Source organism: Streptomyces sp. BK79, from assembly GCF_044142145.1.
Classification (GTDB): Bacteria; Actinomycetota; Actinomycetes; order Streptomycetales; family Streptomycetaceae; genus Streptomyces.
On the sequence record NZ_JBHVOC010000016.1, the window covers coordinates 63731 to 81960 of the forward strand.

Genomic DNA, 18230 nt, shown 5'->3' on the forward strand with positions numbered 1-18230 from the left:
AGCGGTGGCGGATCGGAGCGGACGGAACATGGAAGCGGTCACCTTCGGTGTGCTCGGACCGGTCACGGCCGAGCGCGCCGGCGACGCGCTCGCGCTGAAGGGCCCCCGGCACCGCGCCGTGCTGGCCCGGCTGGTCCTGGCCCGCCGTCGGGTCGTCCCGGTCGGCCGCCTGGTCGAGGAGCTGTGGGAGGAGCCGCCGCCGCGGGCCGTGGGGGCGGTGCGCACCTTCGTCGGGGACCTGCGCCGCGCCCTGGAGCCCGGCCGCCCGCCGCGCGCCCCGGCGACGCTGCTGGTCACCGAGGGACCCGGCTACGCCCTGCGCGCCGCGCCGGACGCCGTGGACGCGTGGCGCTTCGAGGCGGCCGTCACCGAGGCCGACCGGCTGCCGGCCGGCCGGGCCCCGGAGCGGCTCCGGGCGGCGCTGGGAGAGTGGCGGGGCCCCGCGTACGCCGAGTTCGGCGACGCCCGGTGGGCCCGCGCCGAGCGCTCCCGGCTCACGGAACTGCGGCTGCGTGCCGTCGAACGCCGGGCGGAACTGCTGGTCGAGCTGGGCCGGGCCGCCGAGGCGGTGCCCGACCTGGACGCCCACCTCACCGAGCACCCCTGGCGCGAGGAGGCCTGGCGCCTGCTCGCCCTGGCCCTGTACCGCACCGGACGCCAGGCGGACGCCCTCGCCGTGCTGCGCCGCGCCCGCGCCCTGCTCGCCGAACGGCTGGGCGTCGACCCGGGCCCCCGACTGCGCCGCCTGGAGGCCGGCATCCTCGCCCAGGACCCCGGCCTGGACCCGCCGGGCGAGCCGGCGGAGGCGGCGGCCCGCCTGTGGGCCCGCGCCACGGAGGCGTACGACCGCACGGTCGCCGCCGGCGCCCAGGCCCGCCTGGAGTCGACCGTCGGCCTGCTGCGCACCCTCGCGGTCACCGGCGGCGGCGGACTGGAGGCGGCCCGGGAGCACCGTACGACGGCGGTCGCGGCGGCCGAGGAGACGGGCGACGCGGAACTGACGGCCCGCGTGATCGGCGCCTACGACGTGCCCGCGAACTGGACCCGGAGCGACGACCCCGTCACCGCCCGGCGGATCGTCGCGGCGGCCGAACGCACCCTCGCCGCCCTGCCGGACGACACCACCGCCGACGCGGCCCGCTGCCGCCTGCTGGCCACCGTCGCCCTGGAGTCCCGGGGCGTCAGGTCCCCGCGCGGACCCCGGGCGGCGGCCGAGGCCGAGCGCATCGCCCGCCGGCTCGACGACCCCGCGCTGCTCGCCTTCGCCCTCAACGGCGTCTTCATGCAGTCCTGCACCACCGCCGGGCTGGCCTCGCGTCGCGACGCGATCGGCGCGGAACTCGTCGCGCTCGCCGCCCGGCACGGCCTGGTCAACCACGAGATCCTCGGCCACCTGATCCGGCTCCAGGCCCGCGCGGCGCCGGCCGACTTCACCGGCGCCGACGAGCACGCCGCAGCCGTGGACCGCCTGGCCGCACGGCACGAACGCCCGCTCGTGGCCGTCTTCACCGCCTGGTACCGGGCCTTGCGCGAGGCGGCCGGCAGCACGTACGACAGCGCCGAGCGCGCCTACCGGGCCGCCGCCGCGCGCCTGGCCGGTGCGGGCATGCCGGGCCTGGAACGCGGGCTGCCGCCCCTGGCCCTGCTCGGCCTGCGCCTGGCCCACGGACGTCCGGCGGACGTGGACCCGGACACGGACTGGGGGCCGTACCGGCCCTGGGCCGAACCGTTCGCCCTCCTTGCCGCCGGCCGGGACACCGAGGCCCGCACGGCGCTCGCGGCCCTGCCCGAACCACCGCCCGACCTCCTGTACGAGGCCCTGTGCTGCGCCGAGGCCGCCCTCGCCCTCGCCCTCGGCGACCGCACGGCGCTGGAGCGGACGTACGCACGGCTGCTGCCCGCGTCCGGTGAACTCGCGGGCGCGGGCAGCGGCCTGCTCACCTTCGGGCCCGTCGACGACTGGCTCGCCGCGATCCGCCGGACCCTCGGCTCCTGAAGGTCCGGCGAGGTGCCCCGGGACGGAACGCCGACCCGGGGTTGTCTGGGACCGTGCCGGGTACCCGCAGGGTCGTTCGGGGCTCCCGGCCCACTGCCCGGCGGTCCCGCACCGACCCCGGAACCGACGAGGGGGACGGAGGAAGCGACATGGCTCCCCTGGCACGGACACCGGCGGCGGGCACCGGGGAGGACCGCCGCGCCCCCGCCCGCACCGCCCGCCTGCGTAGCCGGATCCCGGAACCCGACGAGGAACCCGACCTGCTCGGCCAGTACCTGTCCCAGATCGGCGCGACCCCGCTGCTGACCGCCGAGGACGAGGTGCGCCTGGCCCGGCGCATCGAGGCCGGCGTCCTGGCCCTGGCGGAACTGGAGGCCGCCGACACCGGCGAGCCCGCACCGACGCCGGGGCGGCGCCGCGCGCTCGAGGAGGCCGTCCGCGACGGCCAGGCGGCCAAGGACCACATGGTGCGGGCCAACCTGCGGCTCGTGGTCTCGATGGCCAAACGGCACGCCCACCGCGGGCTGCCCCTGCTGGACGTCATCCAGGAGGGCAACCTCGGCCTGATCCGCGCCGTGGAGAAGTTCGACCACACCAAGGGCTTCAAGTTCTCGACGTACGCCACCTGGTGGATCCGGCAGGCCATCGAGCGGGGCCTGGCGACCCACGCGCGCACGGTACGGCTGCCCGTGCACGTCGTTGAGCAGCTGCACAAGCTCGCCAAGGTCGAGCGCGGGCTGCGCGGGAGCCTGGACCGCGAGCCGACCGCCGAGGAGGTGGCCGCCGAAAGCGGCATCGACGGGGACAAGGTCGTCTGGCTGCGCCGCGTCGGCCGGGACGCGGTCAGCCTGGACACCCCGGTGGACGAGACCGGCGAGACCGTCGTCGGCGACCTCATCCCCGACACCGAGGTGCTCCGGGCCCCCGAGGTCGCCGAGTTCCAGGCGCTCGCGGCGGAACTGCGGGAGGCCGTCGGCACGCTCGCGCCCCGCGAGGCGATGATCCTCAGCCTGCGCTACGGCCTGCACGACGGCCGCCCCCGCACCCTGCACGAGGTGGCCCAGCACGTCGGCCTGACCCGGGAACGGGTCCGCCAGCTGGAGAAGGCCTCCCTGGACCACCTCCGCGCCCCCGAGACCCGGGACCGCCTCCTGGACTGGGCGGGCTGACGGGCCGGGGCCCTACGTGCGCAGCCGTGCCCCCTGCCGCAGCAGCTCGTGCTGGACCATCCGGTAGGGCAGACCGCGCGGCCCGCCCCCGTGCCGGACGGTCAGCGCGGCGCACACCCCGGCCGCCTGGCCGGTCGCCATGGCGATGGGCATGACCCGGTACGACGAGTGCGCCACGTGCGTCCCCGAGATGCAGCGCCCCGCCACCAGCAGCCGCTCGGTGCCCCGCGGCACCAGGCAGCGCAGCGGGATGTCGTAGAAACTGCCCCGCGGCACCCGCTTCAGGGTGGTGCCGGAGCCGCGCGGGTTGTGGATGTCGACCGGGTAGGCGCCGTGCGCGACGACGTCCGGGAAGGTGCGGGCCGCCAGGATGTCGTGACCGGTCAGCTGGTAGTCGCCGAGGACGCGCCGGCTCTCCCGCACACCGATGTGCGTGCCGCTCTGCACGACGTACGACTCCTCGAAGCCGGGCACGCGGGTGCGCAGGAAGCGGTCGATCTGGGAGAGCTGGCGGCGGGCCGTGTACTCGGCGCGGGTCAGGTCCCACACGCTGGTGCCCAGCACCCGGTTGACGCGGGTGCTGTTGACGGCGACCTCGCGCGGGTGCGGGGTCGCGAAGAACAGGATGTCCTCGCGCGGCAGCCGCAGCTCGCCCGCCGCCCTGGCCTCCTCGATCAGGTCCCACAGGCCGTGCACGCCGCGCCACTGGTCCGGATGGGCCCGCACGTAGTCGGCGAAGTCCGGCCGGGCGAAGTCCGCGACGCGGAACATCAGCGTCATGGGCTGCACCAGCCCGTCCTCGGGCCGGCCCACCTCGTACGGCGCCCCGCAGGCGGTCGCCACGTCGCCGTCGCCCGTGCCGTCCACGACCACGCCGGCGTCGATCACCACCGGCCCCGACTTGGTCTCGAACACCACCCGCCAGCCCGAGCCGTCGTCCAGGGGCAGCGCGCCGGAGGCGAAGGAGTGGAACAGCATCCGCACGCCCGACTCGTCCATCATCTCCAGCAGCGCGAGTTTGAACAGCTCCGGGTCGAAGGGGACCGTGTACCCGGTTCTCGGGGAGGGCGGCAGGCAGCCGCCGCGCCCCATGAGCCGGTCGAGCAGCTGCCACAGCACGCCCGCGACCACCGGTTCGCCCTCGCCGTGGTCGGTGGGCAGCAGCCGTGAGGTGTCCCCGGACTCGGTGAACGCGGCCTGCTTGTGCTCGTTGTGGAACGACATCAGCGGCATCACCAGCGCCACGGTCGCGTTGCCGCCGAGGAACCCGTACCGCTCGACCAGGACGACGTCGGCCCCGGCGTCGGCCGCGCCGACCGCGGCGGCGAACCCGGCGGGGCCGCCGCCCACCACCAGGACGTCGCACCGGCCCCCGTGCCGGGCGGGCCGCGGGGGCAGGGTCACCGTGCGGGGCTCGCGGGGCTCTTCCAGGATCGGCATCGCTCTCCTCGGAGGTCTGGCTCTGCGCGGCGCTCAGGCGTGCAGCGGGCGCGGCTCGGCGGCGTACGGCTCGTCGCCCGCCGCGCGGACCCGCGGCCCCTCACCGGTCCGGCCCAGCTCGTCGAGGAGGCATCCGCAGCGCACGCAGGTCTCCCGGGCGGCGGCGGACAGTTCCCGCATCCGGGCCCGCAGGTCCTCCCGGCGCCGCGGGTACTCGTCCCACAGCCGGTCCACCTCCGCCAGCAGCAGCCCGGCCTGCTCGCGGGCCACGCCCACCAGGGCCGGGGCGCCCAGCCGGCGCGCGAAGTCGAAGACCTTGCCGGAGTAGGGCAGGGGCAGCACCGGTACGCCGGTCAGCGCCGCGAAGATCACGAAGTGCAGCCGCATGCCGACGGCGAGGTCCAGATGGCGCATGAAGCCGAGGACCTGCCCCGGGCTGTAGTCGCCGTGCAGGATGCGGCCCTGGTCCGGCGCGGTCATGTGGGACAGCACCGCGTGCGCGTGCCGTACGTCGTGCCGCTCCATCGGCAGGAACACCACGTGCGCGTCCAGCCGCCGCACCAGGAAGTCCGCGACGTCGGCGAGCAGCGCGTGGTAGTCGCCCTCGTCCAGCTTCTCGGCGGCCCGGCCCGGTTCCCGCACCGACATCCCCACCAGGCGGGCGCCGGAGGGAATGCCCTCGTCGCGCATCATGGCCTCGGTGAACGGTTCGGGGCCCAGCAGCAGGGCCGGGTCGGCGGTGACCGCGACCTCCCGTTCCAGCCCGACCTCCTCCAGCACCAGCCGGGACTCCTCGTCCCGCACCACGACGTCGTGCATCTCCGCCAGGACGGTGCGCACCGCTTCCCGGTCCTCGGCCTCCGTCAAGGGCCCCGCGCCCACGGCGTAGGCGAAGGTGGGCACGGAGCGGGTCTGCGCCGCGCGGACCACCCGCAGGTAGCGGCGCGCCTCGCCGTCGTAGAGGATGCCGCCGCCGCCCAGCACCAGGAGGTCGAGGCCGGGCAGCACGTCCAGCACGTGGTTGCGGCTGACCCCCTCCCAGGGCACCACCTCGTCGGCGTCGGGGTGGTGGGCGCGAGTGTGCTCCGCGTTCCGGCTCAGGACGACGAGGTGCGCGTCGGGCCGCTGGGCGCGCAGACAGCTCAGGACGCAGGTCAGGATCGCCTCGTCACCGATGTTGAAGCCGCCGTACGAACCGAGTACGCCGATGCGCGGGCCCGGCCGGGTGGGGGGCGGACACGAGGGGGCAGTGTTCATCCGGGAGCTCCCGTCGTCGGGGTCGGCCGGCCCGCCGGCCTCGGTGCGCGGACCGCGCACGCTGCCGGGTTGCCTGCGCCGCCCCTGGGAAACACCCTGTCCGAGAACCCCTCGCGCGTTTCCGTCCCCCTGCGCATCAGGAGCACCGGTGGAAGTTTCCCTCACGACCTGGCTGCTGACCGTCGCGGGCCTGTGCGTCCTCGTCGCCGCCGACTTCTTCATCGGCCGCAAGCCGCACGACGTCTCGATCAGGGAGGCCGGGATCTGGACGGCCGTCTGGGTGATCCTGGCCTGTCTGTTCGGCGTGGGGCTGCTGGTGGTCGCCGGCGGCGGGCCGGCGGGCGAGTTCTTCGCCGGTTACATCACCGAGAAGTCCCTCAGCGTGGACAACCTCTTCGTCTTCGTCCTGATCATGTCGAAGTTCGCGGTGCCCTCGCAGTACCAGCAGCGCGTGCTGATGGTCGGCGTCCTGGTGGCCCTGGTGCTACGCGCGGCCTTCATCGCGGCCGGCGCGGCGATCATCTCGGCCTTCTCCTGGGTCTTCTACATCTTCGGCGCCTTCCTCATCTACACCGCCTGGAAGCTCATCCAGGACGCCCGCAAGGGCGGGCATGACGAGGAGTACGAGGAGAACAAGCTGCTGAAGACGATCGAGCACCGCTTCGGCGTCGCCGACCGCTACCACGGCACCAAGCTGTGGATCGAGGAGAACGGCAAGCGGGTGATGACGCCGATGCTGGTCGTGATGCTCGCGATCGGCTCCACCGACGTGCTGTTCGCCCTGGACTCCATCCCCGCGATCTACGGTCTGACCCAGGACCCGTACATCGTGTTCACGGCCAACGCGTTCGCCCTGATGGGCCTGCGCCAGCTGTACTTCCTCATCGGCGGCCTGCTGAAGAGGCTGGTCCACCTCTCGTACGGCCTGTCGGTCATCCTGGGCTTCATCGGCGTGAAACTGATCCTGCACGCCCTGCACGAGTCCGGGGTCCACGTGCCCGAGATCGGCATCCCCTTCTCGCTGGGCTTCATCGTGCTGGTCCTCGCGGTCACCACGGTCACGAGCCTGGTGGCCGCGAGGAAGCAGGAGCAGGAGCAGGAACAGGAGGAGGAGCGGGAGCGGGAGGGGTGAGCGGGGGCTACTGGATGGTCCAGCCCACGCTGCCGACGCCCGAGCTGTAGATCGCGCAGACGCCCGAGGACTCGCCGTACTGCCCGGGCGCGAGCGTCACCCACTGTCCCGAGACGTCGGGCGCCCAGCCGCAGACCACCTCGGCGCGGAAGGTGACGGTCCGGTCGGTGTTGTTGCTGCATCCGGCGATGCCGTGGTCCGGATTGTTGTTGTGCACCCAGCCGTCGCAGTCCACGCCGGCCGCCGCCGCGGACGGGGCGGCCTGGGCGGCCTGCGCGGGGACGGCGAGGCCGGCGGTCGTGAGGGCCAGGGCAGAGACGGCGGCGGCCAGGCCCGCGGTGACGAGGCTCTTCGTGCGGCGCATGCGTACTCCCGTGAGGTCGCGCTTCTTCGTTGGCGTGACCAGTCAACGGGGTGACGGCGGCGGCGTGAACCTCGGAGGTCTCAGGGTCGCCCGACGGGCCCGCCGACGGCTACCTCGCCGCGTCGGGGCCGCCGCCCTGGCAGGCCGGCGTGGGCCTGCCGCGCGAGACGACGCGGGTGCCGTGCGCGTCGACGACGCGGGCCTGGAGCGAACCGCAGGCGCACCGGGTCCACAGGGTGCCGCCCGCCGCGGTGGGGTGTCCGGACAGCACCTGGAAGGGCTCGGCACCGTCGGGCCACCCGCAGTGCGGGCACACGAGACCGGTCGAGCTGGGCATGGCGACTCCTCGTACGTCGGACGTCACGTGGGACGGGTGGTGTCCGGCACGTGTAGCGAGCACCGCGGTACTTCCAGGGTGCGGTCCCGGATCCGTTCACGTCCAGGTTGACTTTACGGACTCCACCGTGAAGCGTGAACTTCATGATTGACCTGCGCAGGCTGCACGTCCTCAGGGCCGTCTCCCACTACGGCACGGTCACCGCGGCGGCCCGGGCCCTGCACTTCACCCCGTCCGCGGCCTCCCAGCAGATCCGGCAGCTCGCCCGCGACCTGGGCGTCGATCTGCTGGAGCCGCAGGGCAGGGGTGTCCGGCTCACCCCGGCCGCCGAGAGCCTGCTCGCGCACGCCGACGTCATCCAGGCCCGCTGGGACGAGGCCGAGCTGGATCTGCGGGCGGGGGAGGGCATGCCCGCGGGGCCGCTGCGGGTGGCGGGGCTCCCGGTGGCCGTGGCGGTGCTGCTGGCCCCGATGGCCGCGCGGCTGCGTGAGCGCCATCCGCGGCTGTCGGTCCGGATCCGGGAGGTCGAGGTGGTGGAGAGCTTCGACCTGCTCTTCGAGGGGGAGGCGGACCTCGCGGTGGTGGAGGCGACCCCGGCCAACCCGCCGGCCGCGGACACGCGTTTCGACCAGCGGCCGCTCCTGGACGACCCCTTCGACCTGGTCGTCCCCGAGGGCCACCCGCTGGCCGGACGGGACGGTGCCGACCTCGCCGAGGCCGCGCACGAGCCCTGGATCACCCCCATGGCGGACAGCCCCTGCCGCACGCACGTGATGTCGGCGTGCGGCGCCGCCGGGTTCACCCCCGACGTGGTCCATCTCGCGCGGGAGTGGAACGTCACCGCCCACCTGGTCGCCCACGGCCTCGGCGTCGCGCTGATACCGAGGCTGGCCCGGCTGACCCCCGACCTGCCGATCGTGCGGGTGCCCTGCGCCGGCCGGCCGCACCGCAGACTGCTGACGTGCACCCGCAGCGGCGGCCACCGGCGTCCGGCGGTCGCGGCGGCGCTGGAGGAACTGCACGGCCTGGCCGCCCGGGCGGTGGCCTGACACGCCCACGGGACCGGAGCCTTGTGCGGCTGCGGTCCCGTGGGGCGTGCGGTGCGGGGGTCAGGCGGCGACGGCCTCGTCGGCGTGACCGTGCAGCCGGGCGACGACCTCGGTCAGCTGGGCGGCGACCTCGGCGTCGTCGGCCGGGTGGGTCTCGGCGAAACGGGTCACGGAACCCGGGATGGACAGCTTGAGGTCCTCGATCACCTTGCCGCCGGCGATGCCCACGGCCTTGCGGGTGTCGTCCTGCGCCCACACGCCGCCGTACTGGCCGAACGCGGTGCCGACGACGGCGGCGGGCTTGCCGGCGAGGGCGCCCGCGCCGTACGGACGGGACAGCCAGTCGATGGCGTTCTTCAGGACGGCCGGGATGGTGCCGTTGTACTCGGGCGAGAAGTACAGGAAGGCGTCGGCGGCCCGGGCGGCCTCGCGCAGCTTCGCGGCGGCGGCCGGGACGCTGCCCTCGACGTCGACGTCCTCGTTGTAGAAGGGGATGTCGGCCAGCCCTTCGAAGATCTCCACCTCGGCGCCCTCCGGCGCGAACCTGGCGGCCGCCTCGGCGAGCTGACGGTTGTGCGAACCGGCGCGAAGGCTGCCGACGAGGGCAAGGATGCGGACAGACATGAGTACTCCCACTGACGGAGCAGACGCTGCGGGGGCAGACGCTGCTGAAACACTGCCGTAACGATCCGGACCGGGGTCCGTTTAATTTCTAACATCCTAAACGGACCGCGGTCCAGTTCTCTTCCCGATGCTTTACGCTGGCTTCATGTCCGCCGCCCTGCCGCCCTTCCCGAACCCCGAGGAGACCGCCGGCCCGCCCGAACTGCTGCAGCTCGGCACGGGGACCGAGGAGGACGAGCCCTGCCTGCGCGCCGACGCCGCCCGCAACCGGGCCCGGCTGCTGGAGGCCGCCGCACGGCTGGTCGCCGAGCACGGCGCGGCCGGCGTCACCATGGAGGCGGTGGCCGCGGCGGCCTCGGTGGGCAAGGGCACGGTCTTCCGCCGCTTCGGTGACCGCACCGGCCTGCTCATGGCCCTGCTCGACCACTCCGAGAAGAAGTTCCAGGCCGCCCTCCTCGGCGGCCCGCCGCCCCTGGGGCCCGGAGCGCCGCCCGTCGAGCGGCTGCGCGCCTTCGGCTGCGCGATGCTGCGCCGCTCCATCGACGAACTGGAACTGCAACTGGCCGCCGAACCCAGCGCGGAGCGCCGCTACACGTCCGCACCGCGCCGCTTCCTGCGGGGCCACGTCGCCCTGCTGCTGCGGCAGGCGGCCCCGGACGCGGACAGCGAACTGCTCTCGCACACCCTCATGGCCTACCTCGACGCCGCCCTGGTCCACCACCTCACCGAGCAGTGCGGGGTGCCGCCGGAGCGGCTGCGGGCGGGCTGGATGGACCTGGTCGCCCGGGTGACCCGCACCGAGACCCCGGCCGAGCCGGGGACCGCCGCGCCCTGACGCCGGTCCGCCCGGGCCGTCCGGCGCATCCGGTCCGGGCGGTCGTGTGGTCCGTACGGCCCTCGCCCCGCCCGCCGCCCCGGACCGGCCCTCTGCCAAGATGCCGTACGTCATGGTGCAGATACCGAAACCGCCCGCCCCCGAGTCCCTCGCACCGCGCTCCGTTCCCACGAGCGCCGATGTGGCCCGCCTGGCCGGCGTCTCGCGCGCGACCGTCTCCTACGTCCTCAACAACAGCGGCGCCGTCCGGATCAGCGAACCCACCCGCCGCCGCGTCCACGAGGCCGCCAGGGAGCTGGGATACGTCCCGCACGCCGCCGCCCGCTCCCTGCGCGCCGGGCACAGCCGCACGGTCCTGATGCCCGCGCCGTCCTTCCCCGCCGGCCCGCTCTACAGCGGCTTCCTCAGCGAACTGCAGTGGGCCCTGGGCCGCCTCGACTACACGGTCGTGCAGTACGGAAGCGTCGGCCTGCACGGCGACGACGCGGCCCGCGCCTGGGCCGAACTCCGTCCGGTCGCCGTCCTCGTACCCGGCCCCGGACCGGGTCCGGCGGGCGTCGAGGTCCTCAAGCGTGCGGGTGCCCGGGCGGTCCTCACCCTCGGCCCCGAGGCCGTCGAGGGGGCCCACGCCCTGATCATGGACCACGAGACCGTCGGCCACGCCGCGGCCCGCCACCTCCACGACCGCGGACGGCGCCGGATCGGCGTCGTCGTCCCGGCGGAGGACGGCCTGGAGATCTTCTCGGCACCGCGCCTCGACGGCGCCCGCCGCGCCGTGCGCGGCACCGACGCCACCGTCACCGCACTGCCCCTCGCCTACGAGGAGCGGGACGCCGCCCGGCTGGCCGCCCGCTGGCGCTCGCTCGGCCTCGACGCGGTCTTCGCGTACAACGACGAGTACGCGATGCTGCTGATGCGTGCCTTCCAGGACGAGGGCCTGGAGATCCCCGGCGACGCGGCCGTCATCGGCGCCGACGACCTGATGCTGGGCCGCCTGCTCAGGCCCCGCCTGAGCACGGTCCGCCTGGAACTGCCCTCCGGCCGCGACCTGGCCGCGCTCGTCGACCGCGCGGTCCAGGACCCCGGCGCCGCACCCGAGCGGCACGAGGTGCTGGGCACCGCGGTGGTGCACCGGGAGTCGAGCTGACCGGCCGGCCGCGCGCGCTGCCCACCGGCCGTCCCGACCGGCCTGACTACTGAGCGTCCTGCCCGGCCTGCCCGGACTGGCCCCCGGCCTGCGCCTGCTGCTCGGCGACCGCCTTGCGGACCTCGTCCATGTCCAGCTTCCGCGCCTGGCCGATGACGTCCGTCAGCGCATCCTCGGGCAGCGCGCCCGGCTGCGCGAACACCGCCACCTGGTCCCGCACGATCATCAGCGTCGGGATCGACTGGATGCCGAAGGCCTGCGCCAGCTCCGGCTGGGCCTCGGTGTCCACCTTGCCGAACACCAGGTCGGGGTTGGCCTCGGCCGCCTTCTCGTAGACCGGGGCGAACTGACGGCACGGACCGCACCAGGCCGCCCAGAAGTCGATCAGGACGAACTCGTTGTCCGTGACCGTCTGGTCGAAGTTCTCCTTGGTGAGTTCCACGGTGCTGGTCATGGCGTGATCCCTCTTCCTGGGTCCGGGGGCGTTGGCCGTCGGCACAACACCGCCGACCTGGTGGGTATTCCGCGCACGTACCCATGTGGCCACGCCGCACACCACCCACCAGACTGGCCCCATGACGCAATCGGATTCCATCGCTTACGACGTCGTCGTGATCGGCGCGGGCCCCGTCGGGGAGAACGTCGCCGACCGCACCCGCGCGGCCGGACTGTCCACCGCGATCGTGGAGAGCGAACTGGTCGGCGGCGAATGCTCCTACTGGGCCTGCATGCCCAGCAAGGCCCTGCTGCGCCCCGTCCTCGCCCGCGCGGACGCCCGCCGCCTGCCCGGACTCGACCGCTCGGCGCGCGAACCCCTCGACACCGCCGCGGTCCTCGCCCGCCGCGACGGGTTCACCTCCCACTGGAAGGACGACGGCCAGGTCCAGTGGCTGGAGGGCATCGGGGCCGATCTGTACCGCGGTCAGGGGCGGCTCGCCGGGCCGCGCACGGTGGAGGTGACCGCGCCCGACGGCACCCGCCGGACGCTGACCGCCCGGCACGCCGTCGCCGTCTGCACCGGCAGCGGCGCCGCGCTGCCCGGCCTGCCCGGCCTCGCCGAGGTGCGTCCCTGGACCAGCAGGGAGGCCACCAGCGCCGAGAGCGCCCCCGGCAGGCTCATCGTGGTCGGCGGCGGGGTCGTCGCCGTCGAGATGGCCACGGCCTGGCAGGCCCTCGGCTCCCGGGTGACGTTGCTGGTGCGCGGCACCGAGGGCCTGCTCGCCCGCATGGAGCCGTTCGCCGGCGAACTGGTCGCCGAGGCCCTCACCGAGGCCGGCGTCGACATCCGCACCGGGACCTCCGTCGAGTCCGTCACCCGCGAGGACGGCACCGTCGTCGCCGTCACCGACACCGGTGACCGCCTGGAGGCCGACGAGATCCTCTTCGCCACCGGCCGCTTCCCCCGCACCGGCGACCTCGGCCTGGAGACCGTCGGGCTGGAACCCGGCTCCTGGCTCACCGTCGACGACAGCCTCCGCGTGGAGGGCCACGACTGGCTCTACGCCGTCGGCGACGTCAACCACCGCGCGCTCCTCACCCACCAGGGCAAGTACCAGGCGCGCGTCGCGGGCGCGGCCATCGCCGCCCGCGCGTCCGGGGTGCCGATCCTGGAGTCCGACCCGTGGGGCGCGCACGCCGCGACCGCCGACCACGACGCCGTCCCCCAGGTGGTGTTCACCGACCCCGAGGCGGCGTCCGTCGGCCTCACCCTCGCCGAGGCCGAGCAGGCCGGGCACCGCGTCCGCGCCGTGGACGTCGACCTCGCGACGGTGGCCGGCGCGAGCCTGTACGGCGACGGATACAAGGGGCGCGCCCGCATGGTGGTCGACCTGGAGGACGAGATCGTCCGCGGCGTCACCTTCGTCGGCCCCGGCGTCGGCGAACTGATCCACTCCGCGACCGTCGCCGTCGCCGCCCAGGTCCCCGTCAGCCGCCTGTGGCACGCGGTCCCGTCCTACCCGACGATCAGCGAGGTCTGGCTGAGACTCCTGGAGGCCTACCGCGACAACTGACCCCAACCAGCAGCCACCCCACCCGCCCCAGCCGCAGGCCGCCGACTGCCCCCCCCGGTAGCTGCGGGCAGTCGTGCCGCTGGGGCGGCACGGGTGGGCGCAGCGGCACCCCGCGACGCCGGGCCGCGTCACCCACCCCCGCCCGCGCCAACGCCCCGCACCCCGCGACGCCGGGCCGCGTCACGCCCCCCGCCCGCGCCTCCGCCCCGCACCCCGCCACGCCGGGCCGCGTCACCCACCCCCACCCCCGCCCGCGCCAACGCCCCGCACCCCGCCAAGCTCAGCCCGCCGACCCCGGCAGCTCGAACCCCAGCTCCCCAGCCGCCCGCTCCGGCGTCACCTGCCCCCACCGCTCCGCCATCGCCCGACTCGACGCCAGCGACCGCGTCTGAGCCCGGTCCAGATACAGCACACCGTCGAGATGATCCGTCTCGTGCTGCACGATCCGCGCCGGCCACCCCGTGAACACCTCGTCCACCGCCCGCCCGTGCTCGTCCCGCGCCAGCAACCGCACCTCGGCGTGCCGCGCCACCACCGCCTGCCATCCCGGCACGCTCAGACACCCCTCGTAGAACGCGGCCCGCGCGCCCCCGACCGGCTCGTACGACGGATTGACCAGCACCCGGAACGGCTGGGGAACCCGCCCCCGCGCCACCCGCACCTCGTCCGGCACCGGCGCCGGGTCCTCGATCACCGCGATCCTGAGCCCCACCCCCACCTGCGGCGCGGCCAGGCCGACACCCGGCGCCGCACGCATGGTGAGGCGCAGCGCCTCGACGAACCGCGTCAGCAACGAGGGCTCCAACTGCCCCTCGAAGGGCTCGGCCACCCGACGCAGCACCGGATCACCGGCCTCGACGATCGGCAACGGCCCGTCCGCCGCGAGCAGTTCCTCGACCCGCTCGGCAAGCGGCTTGCGGTCACTCGGAGTTCCCATCCCGCCAGGATGACACGGCACGCAGCACCGCCCCCCACCAACGGTGTGACGCACGCCACGGCAGCGCCCCGGAACCCGGCGCGCACCCGCTGCGACCTCTGGGACCACCCCGTCCCCACGACGCCCCCGGGAGCACCCCCGATGACCACGACCTCCCCGACCCCGACGGAAGAGGCCCCAGAAGCGGCCACGCCGCCACCCCGGCCCGGCAGATGGTCCCCCCTGCGCCCGCTCGTCCTGCGCCTGCACTTCTACGCCGGTCTGTTCGTGGCCCCGTTCCTGCTGGTCGCGGCGGCCACCGGCTTCCTCTACGCCGCCTCGTTCCAGGCCGAGAAGCTGGTCTACGCCCACGAACTGACCGTCCCCGAGGTGGGCGAGAGCAAGCTGCCGGTCTCCGAGCAGGTCGCCGCCGCCCGCCGGGCCCACCCCGAGGGCACCGTCTCGGCCGTACGCCCCTCGCCCGAGGACGACGCCACCACGAGGGTGATGCTGTCCGGCGTCGAGGGCGTCGACGCGGACCACACGCTCGCGGTCTTCGTCGACCCCTACACCGCGCAGGTGCGCGGCGCCCTCGAACAGTACGGCTCGACCGGGGCCCTGCCCCTGCGCACCTGGATCGACGAGTTCCACCGGGACCTGCACCTGGGAGAACCGGGCCGTCTGTACAGCGAGTTCGCCGCCAGCTGGCTGTGGGTGATCGCGGGCGGCGGCCTGGTGCTGTGGTTCTCCCGCCGCCGGGCCCGGCGCAAGCTGCGCGGCACCGGCGGACGGCGCCGCACCCTGGGCCTGCACGGCACGGTCGGCGCCTGGGCCGCGGCCGGGTTCGTCTTCCTCTCGGCGACCGGCCTGACCTGGTCGACGTACGCAGGCGCCAACATCGAGGAACTGCGCGTCCAGCTCGGCCAGACCACCCCGTCCGTGACGGCGTCGGCCGGCGGCGGCGAGCACGGGGGCCACGGCGCCGCGTCGGGTGCGGGCGGGGACGCCGCGCACGGGGTCGGCCTGGACAGGATCCTCGCCGCCGCGCGCGCCGAGGGCCTGGGCGACCCCGTGGAGATCGTCCCGCCCGCCGACGCGTCGTCCGCCTACGTCGTCAAGCAGGTGCAGCGCAGCTGGCCCGAGAAGCAGGACGCGGCCGCCGTGGACCCGGCGACGGGCGAGGTCACCGACGTGCTCCGCTTCGACGACTACCCGGTGCTCGCCAAGCTCAGCCGCTGGGGCATCGACCTCCACACGGGCAGCCTGTTCGGCCTGCCCAACCAGATCGCCCTGATGCTGCTGGCCGCCTCCCTGATCCTGCTCATCGTCTGGGGCTACCGCATGTGGTGGCAGCGCGGCCGGGGTTCGGCCTTCGGGCGTCCGGTCCCGCGCGGCGCGTGGCAGCAGGTGCCGCCGCCGCTCCTCGTACCGCTGCTGGCGGCGGTCGCCGTGCTCGGCTACTTCGTGCCGCTGCTCGGCATACCGCTGGTCGCGTTCGTCGCGGTCGACGTCGTACTCGGCGAGATCGCCCACCGCCGGGGACGGCGGACGTACGGCGGGGGCGGCGCGACCGCGAAGCGTTGACGCGCGGAAGCGAGGCGGGCGGTGGGTACGCTGCCGTACCCACCGCCCGCGGTGACGCCGTCGCTCAGTTCCCGGCGAAGTCCCCCGCCAGCGCGGCGGCGATCCGCAACTGGGCGTCGGCCTCCTCCTGCCGTCCCTGCCGTTCGAGGGTGCGCCCCAGCATCAGCCGGGCGTAGTGCTCGACGGGGTCGCGCTCCACGACGACCCGCAGTTCGGCCTCCGCGCGCCGCAGCTGGGCCGAGTGGTAGTAGGCGCGGGCCAGCAGCAGCCGGGGGCCGGTCTGCTCGGGCACCTCCCCGACCAGCCCGCTCAGGACGCGCGCGGCGGCGGCGTAGTCCTTGGCGTCGAAGAACATCCGCGCGCGCTCCCAGCGCTCCGTCGGCGTTCCGTGGTCGTAGTACTTCGTGTCCACTCGTGACCTCCTTCGGCGTGTGCAACCACGCGGGATGGTTGAACATTCCACGACCTGGCGGGGGTGCCGCGCCGCTGTCCGTGAGGGTGACGGCCGGGGGAGGGTCTGACGGGCAGGGCCGTGCGGGGCTAGGTTGGGCGGCATGAGCAATCTTGATCGCGAGGCCGTTCCCAGCCTGTGCGGCGGCCGCGGCTTCGTGGTGGCGGAGCCCGTGCGGGAACTCCTCAGTCCCCGCCACGTCAAGCTCGGCGAGTCCACCGAGGTCCGCCGCCTGCTGCCCAACCTGGGCCGCCGCATGGTCGGCGCCTGGTGCTTCGTCGACCACTACGGTCCCGACGACATCGCCGACGAGCCCGGCATGCAGGTGCCGCCGCACCCGCACATGGGCCTGCAGACCGTCAGCTGGCTGCACGAGGGCGAGGTGCTGCACCGCGACTCCACCGGCAGCCTCCAGACGATCCGGCCGCGCCAGCTGGGCCTGATGACCTCGGGCCGCGCGATCAGCCATTCCGAGGAGAGCCCGCGCTCCCACGCCCGCCTCCTGCACGGCGCCCAACTGTGGGTCGCCCTCCCGGACTCCGACCGCCACACGGACCCGCGCTTCGAGTTCCACGCCGAGCTGCCGCGGGTCACCGCCCCCGGCCTCACGGCCACCCTGCTCCTGGGCACCCTCGACGGCACCACCTCGCCGGGAACGACGTACACACCCCTCGTCGGCGTCGACCTGACCCTGGCCGGCGGCACGGACGTACGCCTGCCGCTGGAACGGGACTTCGAGTACGCCGTCCTGTCCATGACCGGCGAGGCCCACGTCGACGGCGTGCCCCTGGTGCCGGGCTCGATGCTCTACCTCGGCTGCGGCCGCGACGAACTGCCCCTGCGCGCCGACACGGACGCGGGCCTGATGCTCCTGGGCGGCGAGCCCTTCGACGAGGAGCTGATCATGTTCTGGAACTGGATCGGACGCTCCCAGGAGGAGATCGAACAGGCGCGCCGGGACTGGATGGAGGGCACGCGGTTCGGGGAGGTCAAGGGCTACGACGGGGCCCCGCTGCCCGCTCCTTCGCTGCCCGCGGTGCCGCTGAAGCCGCGCGGAAGGGTGCGCTGATCCGCGAGGACGGCCGACGGGCGTCGCGCTGTGCCATCCGCCAGGCGTCCAGGGCCCGCTCGATCCGCCGGGACAGGGCGACCGCCTGCTCGTGGCCGGCGAGGGACTCACCCGGCCTCGCGGCGCACCATCTCGGCGATCCAGGCGGGCGCGAACGGTGACGTGCAGCCCGGGGAGGTCGGGTAGTCCTTGAGCACTTCCAGGCGCTCGCCGATGCCGATCGCACGGGCCCGGTGCTCGGCGTGGTCGATGCCGATCCGGGCCAGGCAGTGGTTCATCGCCCACTGGAGGCGGGCCGGGGCGTCCTTCATCTCGGCCTCGATGACGTCGAGCAGCCCCGCGAGGTCGAGGCCCTCGGGCTTCTTCGCCACGCGTTCGGTGGTCAGGGCCCAGCCGGCACCGGCGACCACCGGGTCGGGATCTTCCATCCAGGCCAGGCGCAGCTCGTCGGCGTGCGGGCTCTTCTTCACCACGTAGTTCACGAGCCAGTCGTGCACCTTGGGCGGGCGTCCCTCGCGCACCATGGCGTCCAGTTCGTCCCGTGTGAAAGCCTTCGGGCGGCAGATGAGGAGCGCCAGCAGCCTCGCCGCGGTGTCCTGCGTCTCCCAGAGTCCGTACGCGAGTTCCTGCCGCGTCCCGAGCCGCTTCGCGAGCGCGCGCAACTTGCCCAGGTTCACTCCGTGGTCGTCGCCGTGGCGCTCGTTCACGGCCCGCGCCTTCGCGTCCTCGAGTCCCGCCAACTCGGCCATCACCTCGGCCACCGTCGTCGCCGTCGTCCCGGCCACGTCCCGCCTCCTGCCGATGGGCTCCGCCGATCACGTGCCGTTCACGTGCGGCGTTCAGCCTAC

At 74.5% G+C, this 18230-nt stretch carries 18 protein-coding genes; 9 read left to right on the plus strand and 9 right to left on the minus strand.

Going from position 1 to position 18230, the window contains the following annotated elements:
- The first annotated feature begins 28 nt into the window (after positions 1-28).
- Both ACFIF2_RS20895 and ACFIF2_RS20900 read left to right on the plus strand, forming a co-directional pair.
- Positions 29-1996, plus strand: coding sequence for a BTAD domain-containing putative transcriptional regulator (locus ACFIF2_RS20895; protein ID WP_395574703.1), 1968 nt, complete (start codon positions 29-31; stop codon positions 1994-1996).
- Positions 1997-2145: 149 nt separating this feature from the next.
- Positions 2146-3165, plus strand: a complete 1020-nt coding sequence (locus tag ACFIF2_RS20900) for an RNA polymerase sigma factor RpoD/SigA (RefSeq protein ID WP_395574704.1) — start codon at positions 2146-2148, stop codon at positions 3163-3165.
- A gap of 12 nt (positions 3166-3177) precedes the next feature.
- Here ACFIF2_RS20900 and ACFIF2_RS20905 read toward each other — a convergent pair whose 3' ends face one another.
- Positions 3178-4605: an FAD-dependent oxidoreductase gene (locus ACFIF2_RS20905; RefSeq protein ID WP_395574705.1), complete on the minus strand. Its 1428-nt coding sequence runs from the start codon at positions 4603-4605 to the stop codon at positions 3178-3180.
- A 33-nt stretch (positions 4606-4638) separates the two neighbouring features.
- The gene (locus ACFIF2_RS20910) at positions 4639-5862 is read right to left on the minus strand and encodes a polysaccharide pyruvyl transferase family protein (RefSeq protein ID WP_395574706.1); all 1224 of its coding nucleotides are present in this window, start codon (positions 5860-5862) and stop codon (positions 4639-4641) included.
- Between the two features lie 148 nt (positions 5863-6010).
- Here ACFIF2_RS20910 and ACFIF2_RS20915 point away from each other — a divergent pair, with 148 nt between their 5' ends.
- Positions 6011-6994: a TerC family protein gene (locus ACFIF2_RS20915; protein WP_395574707.1), complete on the plus strand. Its 984-nt coding sequence runs from the start codon at positions 6011-6013 to the stop codon at positions 6992-6994.
- Positions 6995-7001: 7 nt separating this feature from the next.
- On the opposite strand, the gene ACFIF2_RS20920 is transcribed toward ACFIF2_RS20915, so the two are convergent.
- On the minus strand, positions 7002-7358 hold the full coding sequence (locus tag ACFIF2_RS20920; RefSeq protein WP_395574708.1) for a hypothetical protein: 357 nt from the start codon (positions 7356-7358) through the stop codon (positions 7002-7004).
- 109 nt (positions 7359-7467) lie between these two features.
- Positions 7468-7695, minus strand: a complete 228-nt coding sequence (locus tag ACFIF2_RS20925; protein ID WP_395574709.1) for a hypothetical protein — start codon at positions 7693-7695, stop codon at positions 7468-7470.
- A 143-nt stretch (positions 7696-7838) separates the two neighbouring features.
- Between ACFIF2_RS20925 and ACFIF2_RS20930 the strand changes: the two genes are divergently transcribed.
- Positions 7839-8744, plus strand: coding sequence for a LysR family transcriptional regulator (locus ACFIF2_RS20930; RefSeq protein WP_395574710.1), 906 nt, complete (start codon positions 7839-7841; stop codon positions 8742-8744).
- Positions 8745-8804: 60 nt separating this feature from the next.
- On the opposite strand, the gene ACFIF2_RS20935 is transcribed toward ACFIF2_RS20930, so the two are convergent.
- Positions 8805-9368, minus strand: a complete 564-nt coding sequence (locus tag ACFIF2_RS20935) for an NAD(P)H-dependent oxidoreductase (RefSeq protein WP_395574711.1) — start codon at positions 9366-9368, stop codon at positions 8805-8807.
- A gap of 145 nt (positions 9369-9513) precedes the next feature.
- Here ACFIF2_RS20935 and ACFIF2_RS20940 point away from each other — a divergent pair, with 145 nt between their 5' ends.
- Together ACFIF2_RS20940 and ACFIF2_RS20945 are read left to right on the plus strand one after the other, a co-directional pair.
- Positions 9514-10203 (plus strand): TetR/AcrR family transcriptional regulator, encoded by a 690-nt coding sequence (locus ACFIF2_RS20940; RefSeq protein ID WP_395574712.1) that lies wholly within the window; start codon positions 9514-9516, stop codon positions 10201-10203.
- A gap of 112 nt (positions 10204-10315) precedes the next feature.
- Positions 10316-11350: a LacI family DNA-binding transcriptional regulator gene (locus tag ACFIF2_RS20945; RefSeq protein WP_395574713.1), complete on the plus strand. Its 1035-nt coding sequence runs from the start codon at positions 10316-10318 to the stop codon at positions 11348-11350.
- Positions 11351-11396: 46 nt separating this feature from the next.
- Here the strand turns inward: ACFIF2_RS20945 and trxA are convergent, their stop codons facing one another.
- Entirely contained in the window at positions 11397-11804 is a 408-nt protein-coding gene (trxA, locus tag ACFIF2_RS20950; RefSeq protein ID WP_395574714.1) for a thioredoxin, read from the minus strand.
- Positions 11805-11925: 121 nt separating this feature from the next.
- Between trxA and ACFIF2_RS20955 the strand changes: the two genes are divergently transcribed.
- Positions 11926-13362, plus strand: a complete 1437-nt coding sequence (locus ACFIF2_RS20955) for a dihydrolipoyl dehydrogenase family protein (RefSeq protein ID WP_395574715.1) — start codon at positions 11926-11928, stop codon at positions 13360-13362.
- Positions 13363-13642: 280 nt separating this feature from the next.
- Here ACFIF2_RS20955 and ACFIF2_RS20960 read toward each other — a convergent pair whose 3' ends face one another.
- On the minus strand, positions 13643-14299 hold the full coding sequence (locus ACFIF2_RS20960) for a peptide deformylase (RefSeq protein ID WP_395574716.1): 657 nt from the start codon (positions 14297-14299) through the stop codon (positions 13643-13645).
- A gap of 141 nt (positions 14300-14440) precedes the next feature.
- Here ACFIF2_RS20960 and ACFIF2_RS20965 point away from each other — a divergent pair, with 141 nt between their 5' ends.
- Positions 14441-15862, plus strand: coding sequence for a PepSY-associated TM helix domain-containing protein (locus tag ACFIF2_RS20965; RefSeq protein WP_395574717.1), 1422 nt, complete (start codon positions 14441-14443; stop codon positions 15860-15862).
- Positions 15863-15926: 64 nt separating this feature from the next.
- Here the strand turns inward: ACFIF2_RS20965 and ACFIF2_RS20970 are convergent, their stop codons facing one another.
- Positions 15927-16274 (minus strand): tetratricopeptide repeat protein, encoded by a 348-nt coding sequence (locus ACFIF2_RS20970; protein ID WP_395574718.1) that lies wholly within the window; start codon positions 16272-16274, stop codon positions 15927-15929.
- A 142-nt stretch (positions 16275-16416) separates the two neighbouring features.
- On the opposite strand from ACFIF2_RS20970, the gene ACFIF2_RS20975 reads away from it, so the two are divergent.
- Complete coding sequence (locus ACFIF2_RS20975) at positions 16417-17382, plus strand: pirin family protein (RefSeq protein ID WP_395574719.1); 966 nt, start codon at positions 16417-16419, stop codon at positions 17380-17382.
- 107 nt (positions 17383-17489) lie between these two features.
- Here ACFIF2_RS20975 and ACFIF2_RS20980 read toward each other — a convergent pair whose 3' ends face one another.
- Positions 17490-18131: a DNA alkylation repair protein gene (locus ACFIF2_RS20980; protein WP_395574853.1), complete on the minus strand. Its 642-nt coding sequence runs from the start codon at positions 18129-18131 to the stop codon at positions 17490-17492.
- Positions 18132-18230: the final 99 nt, after the last annotated feature.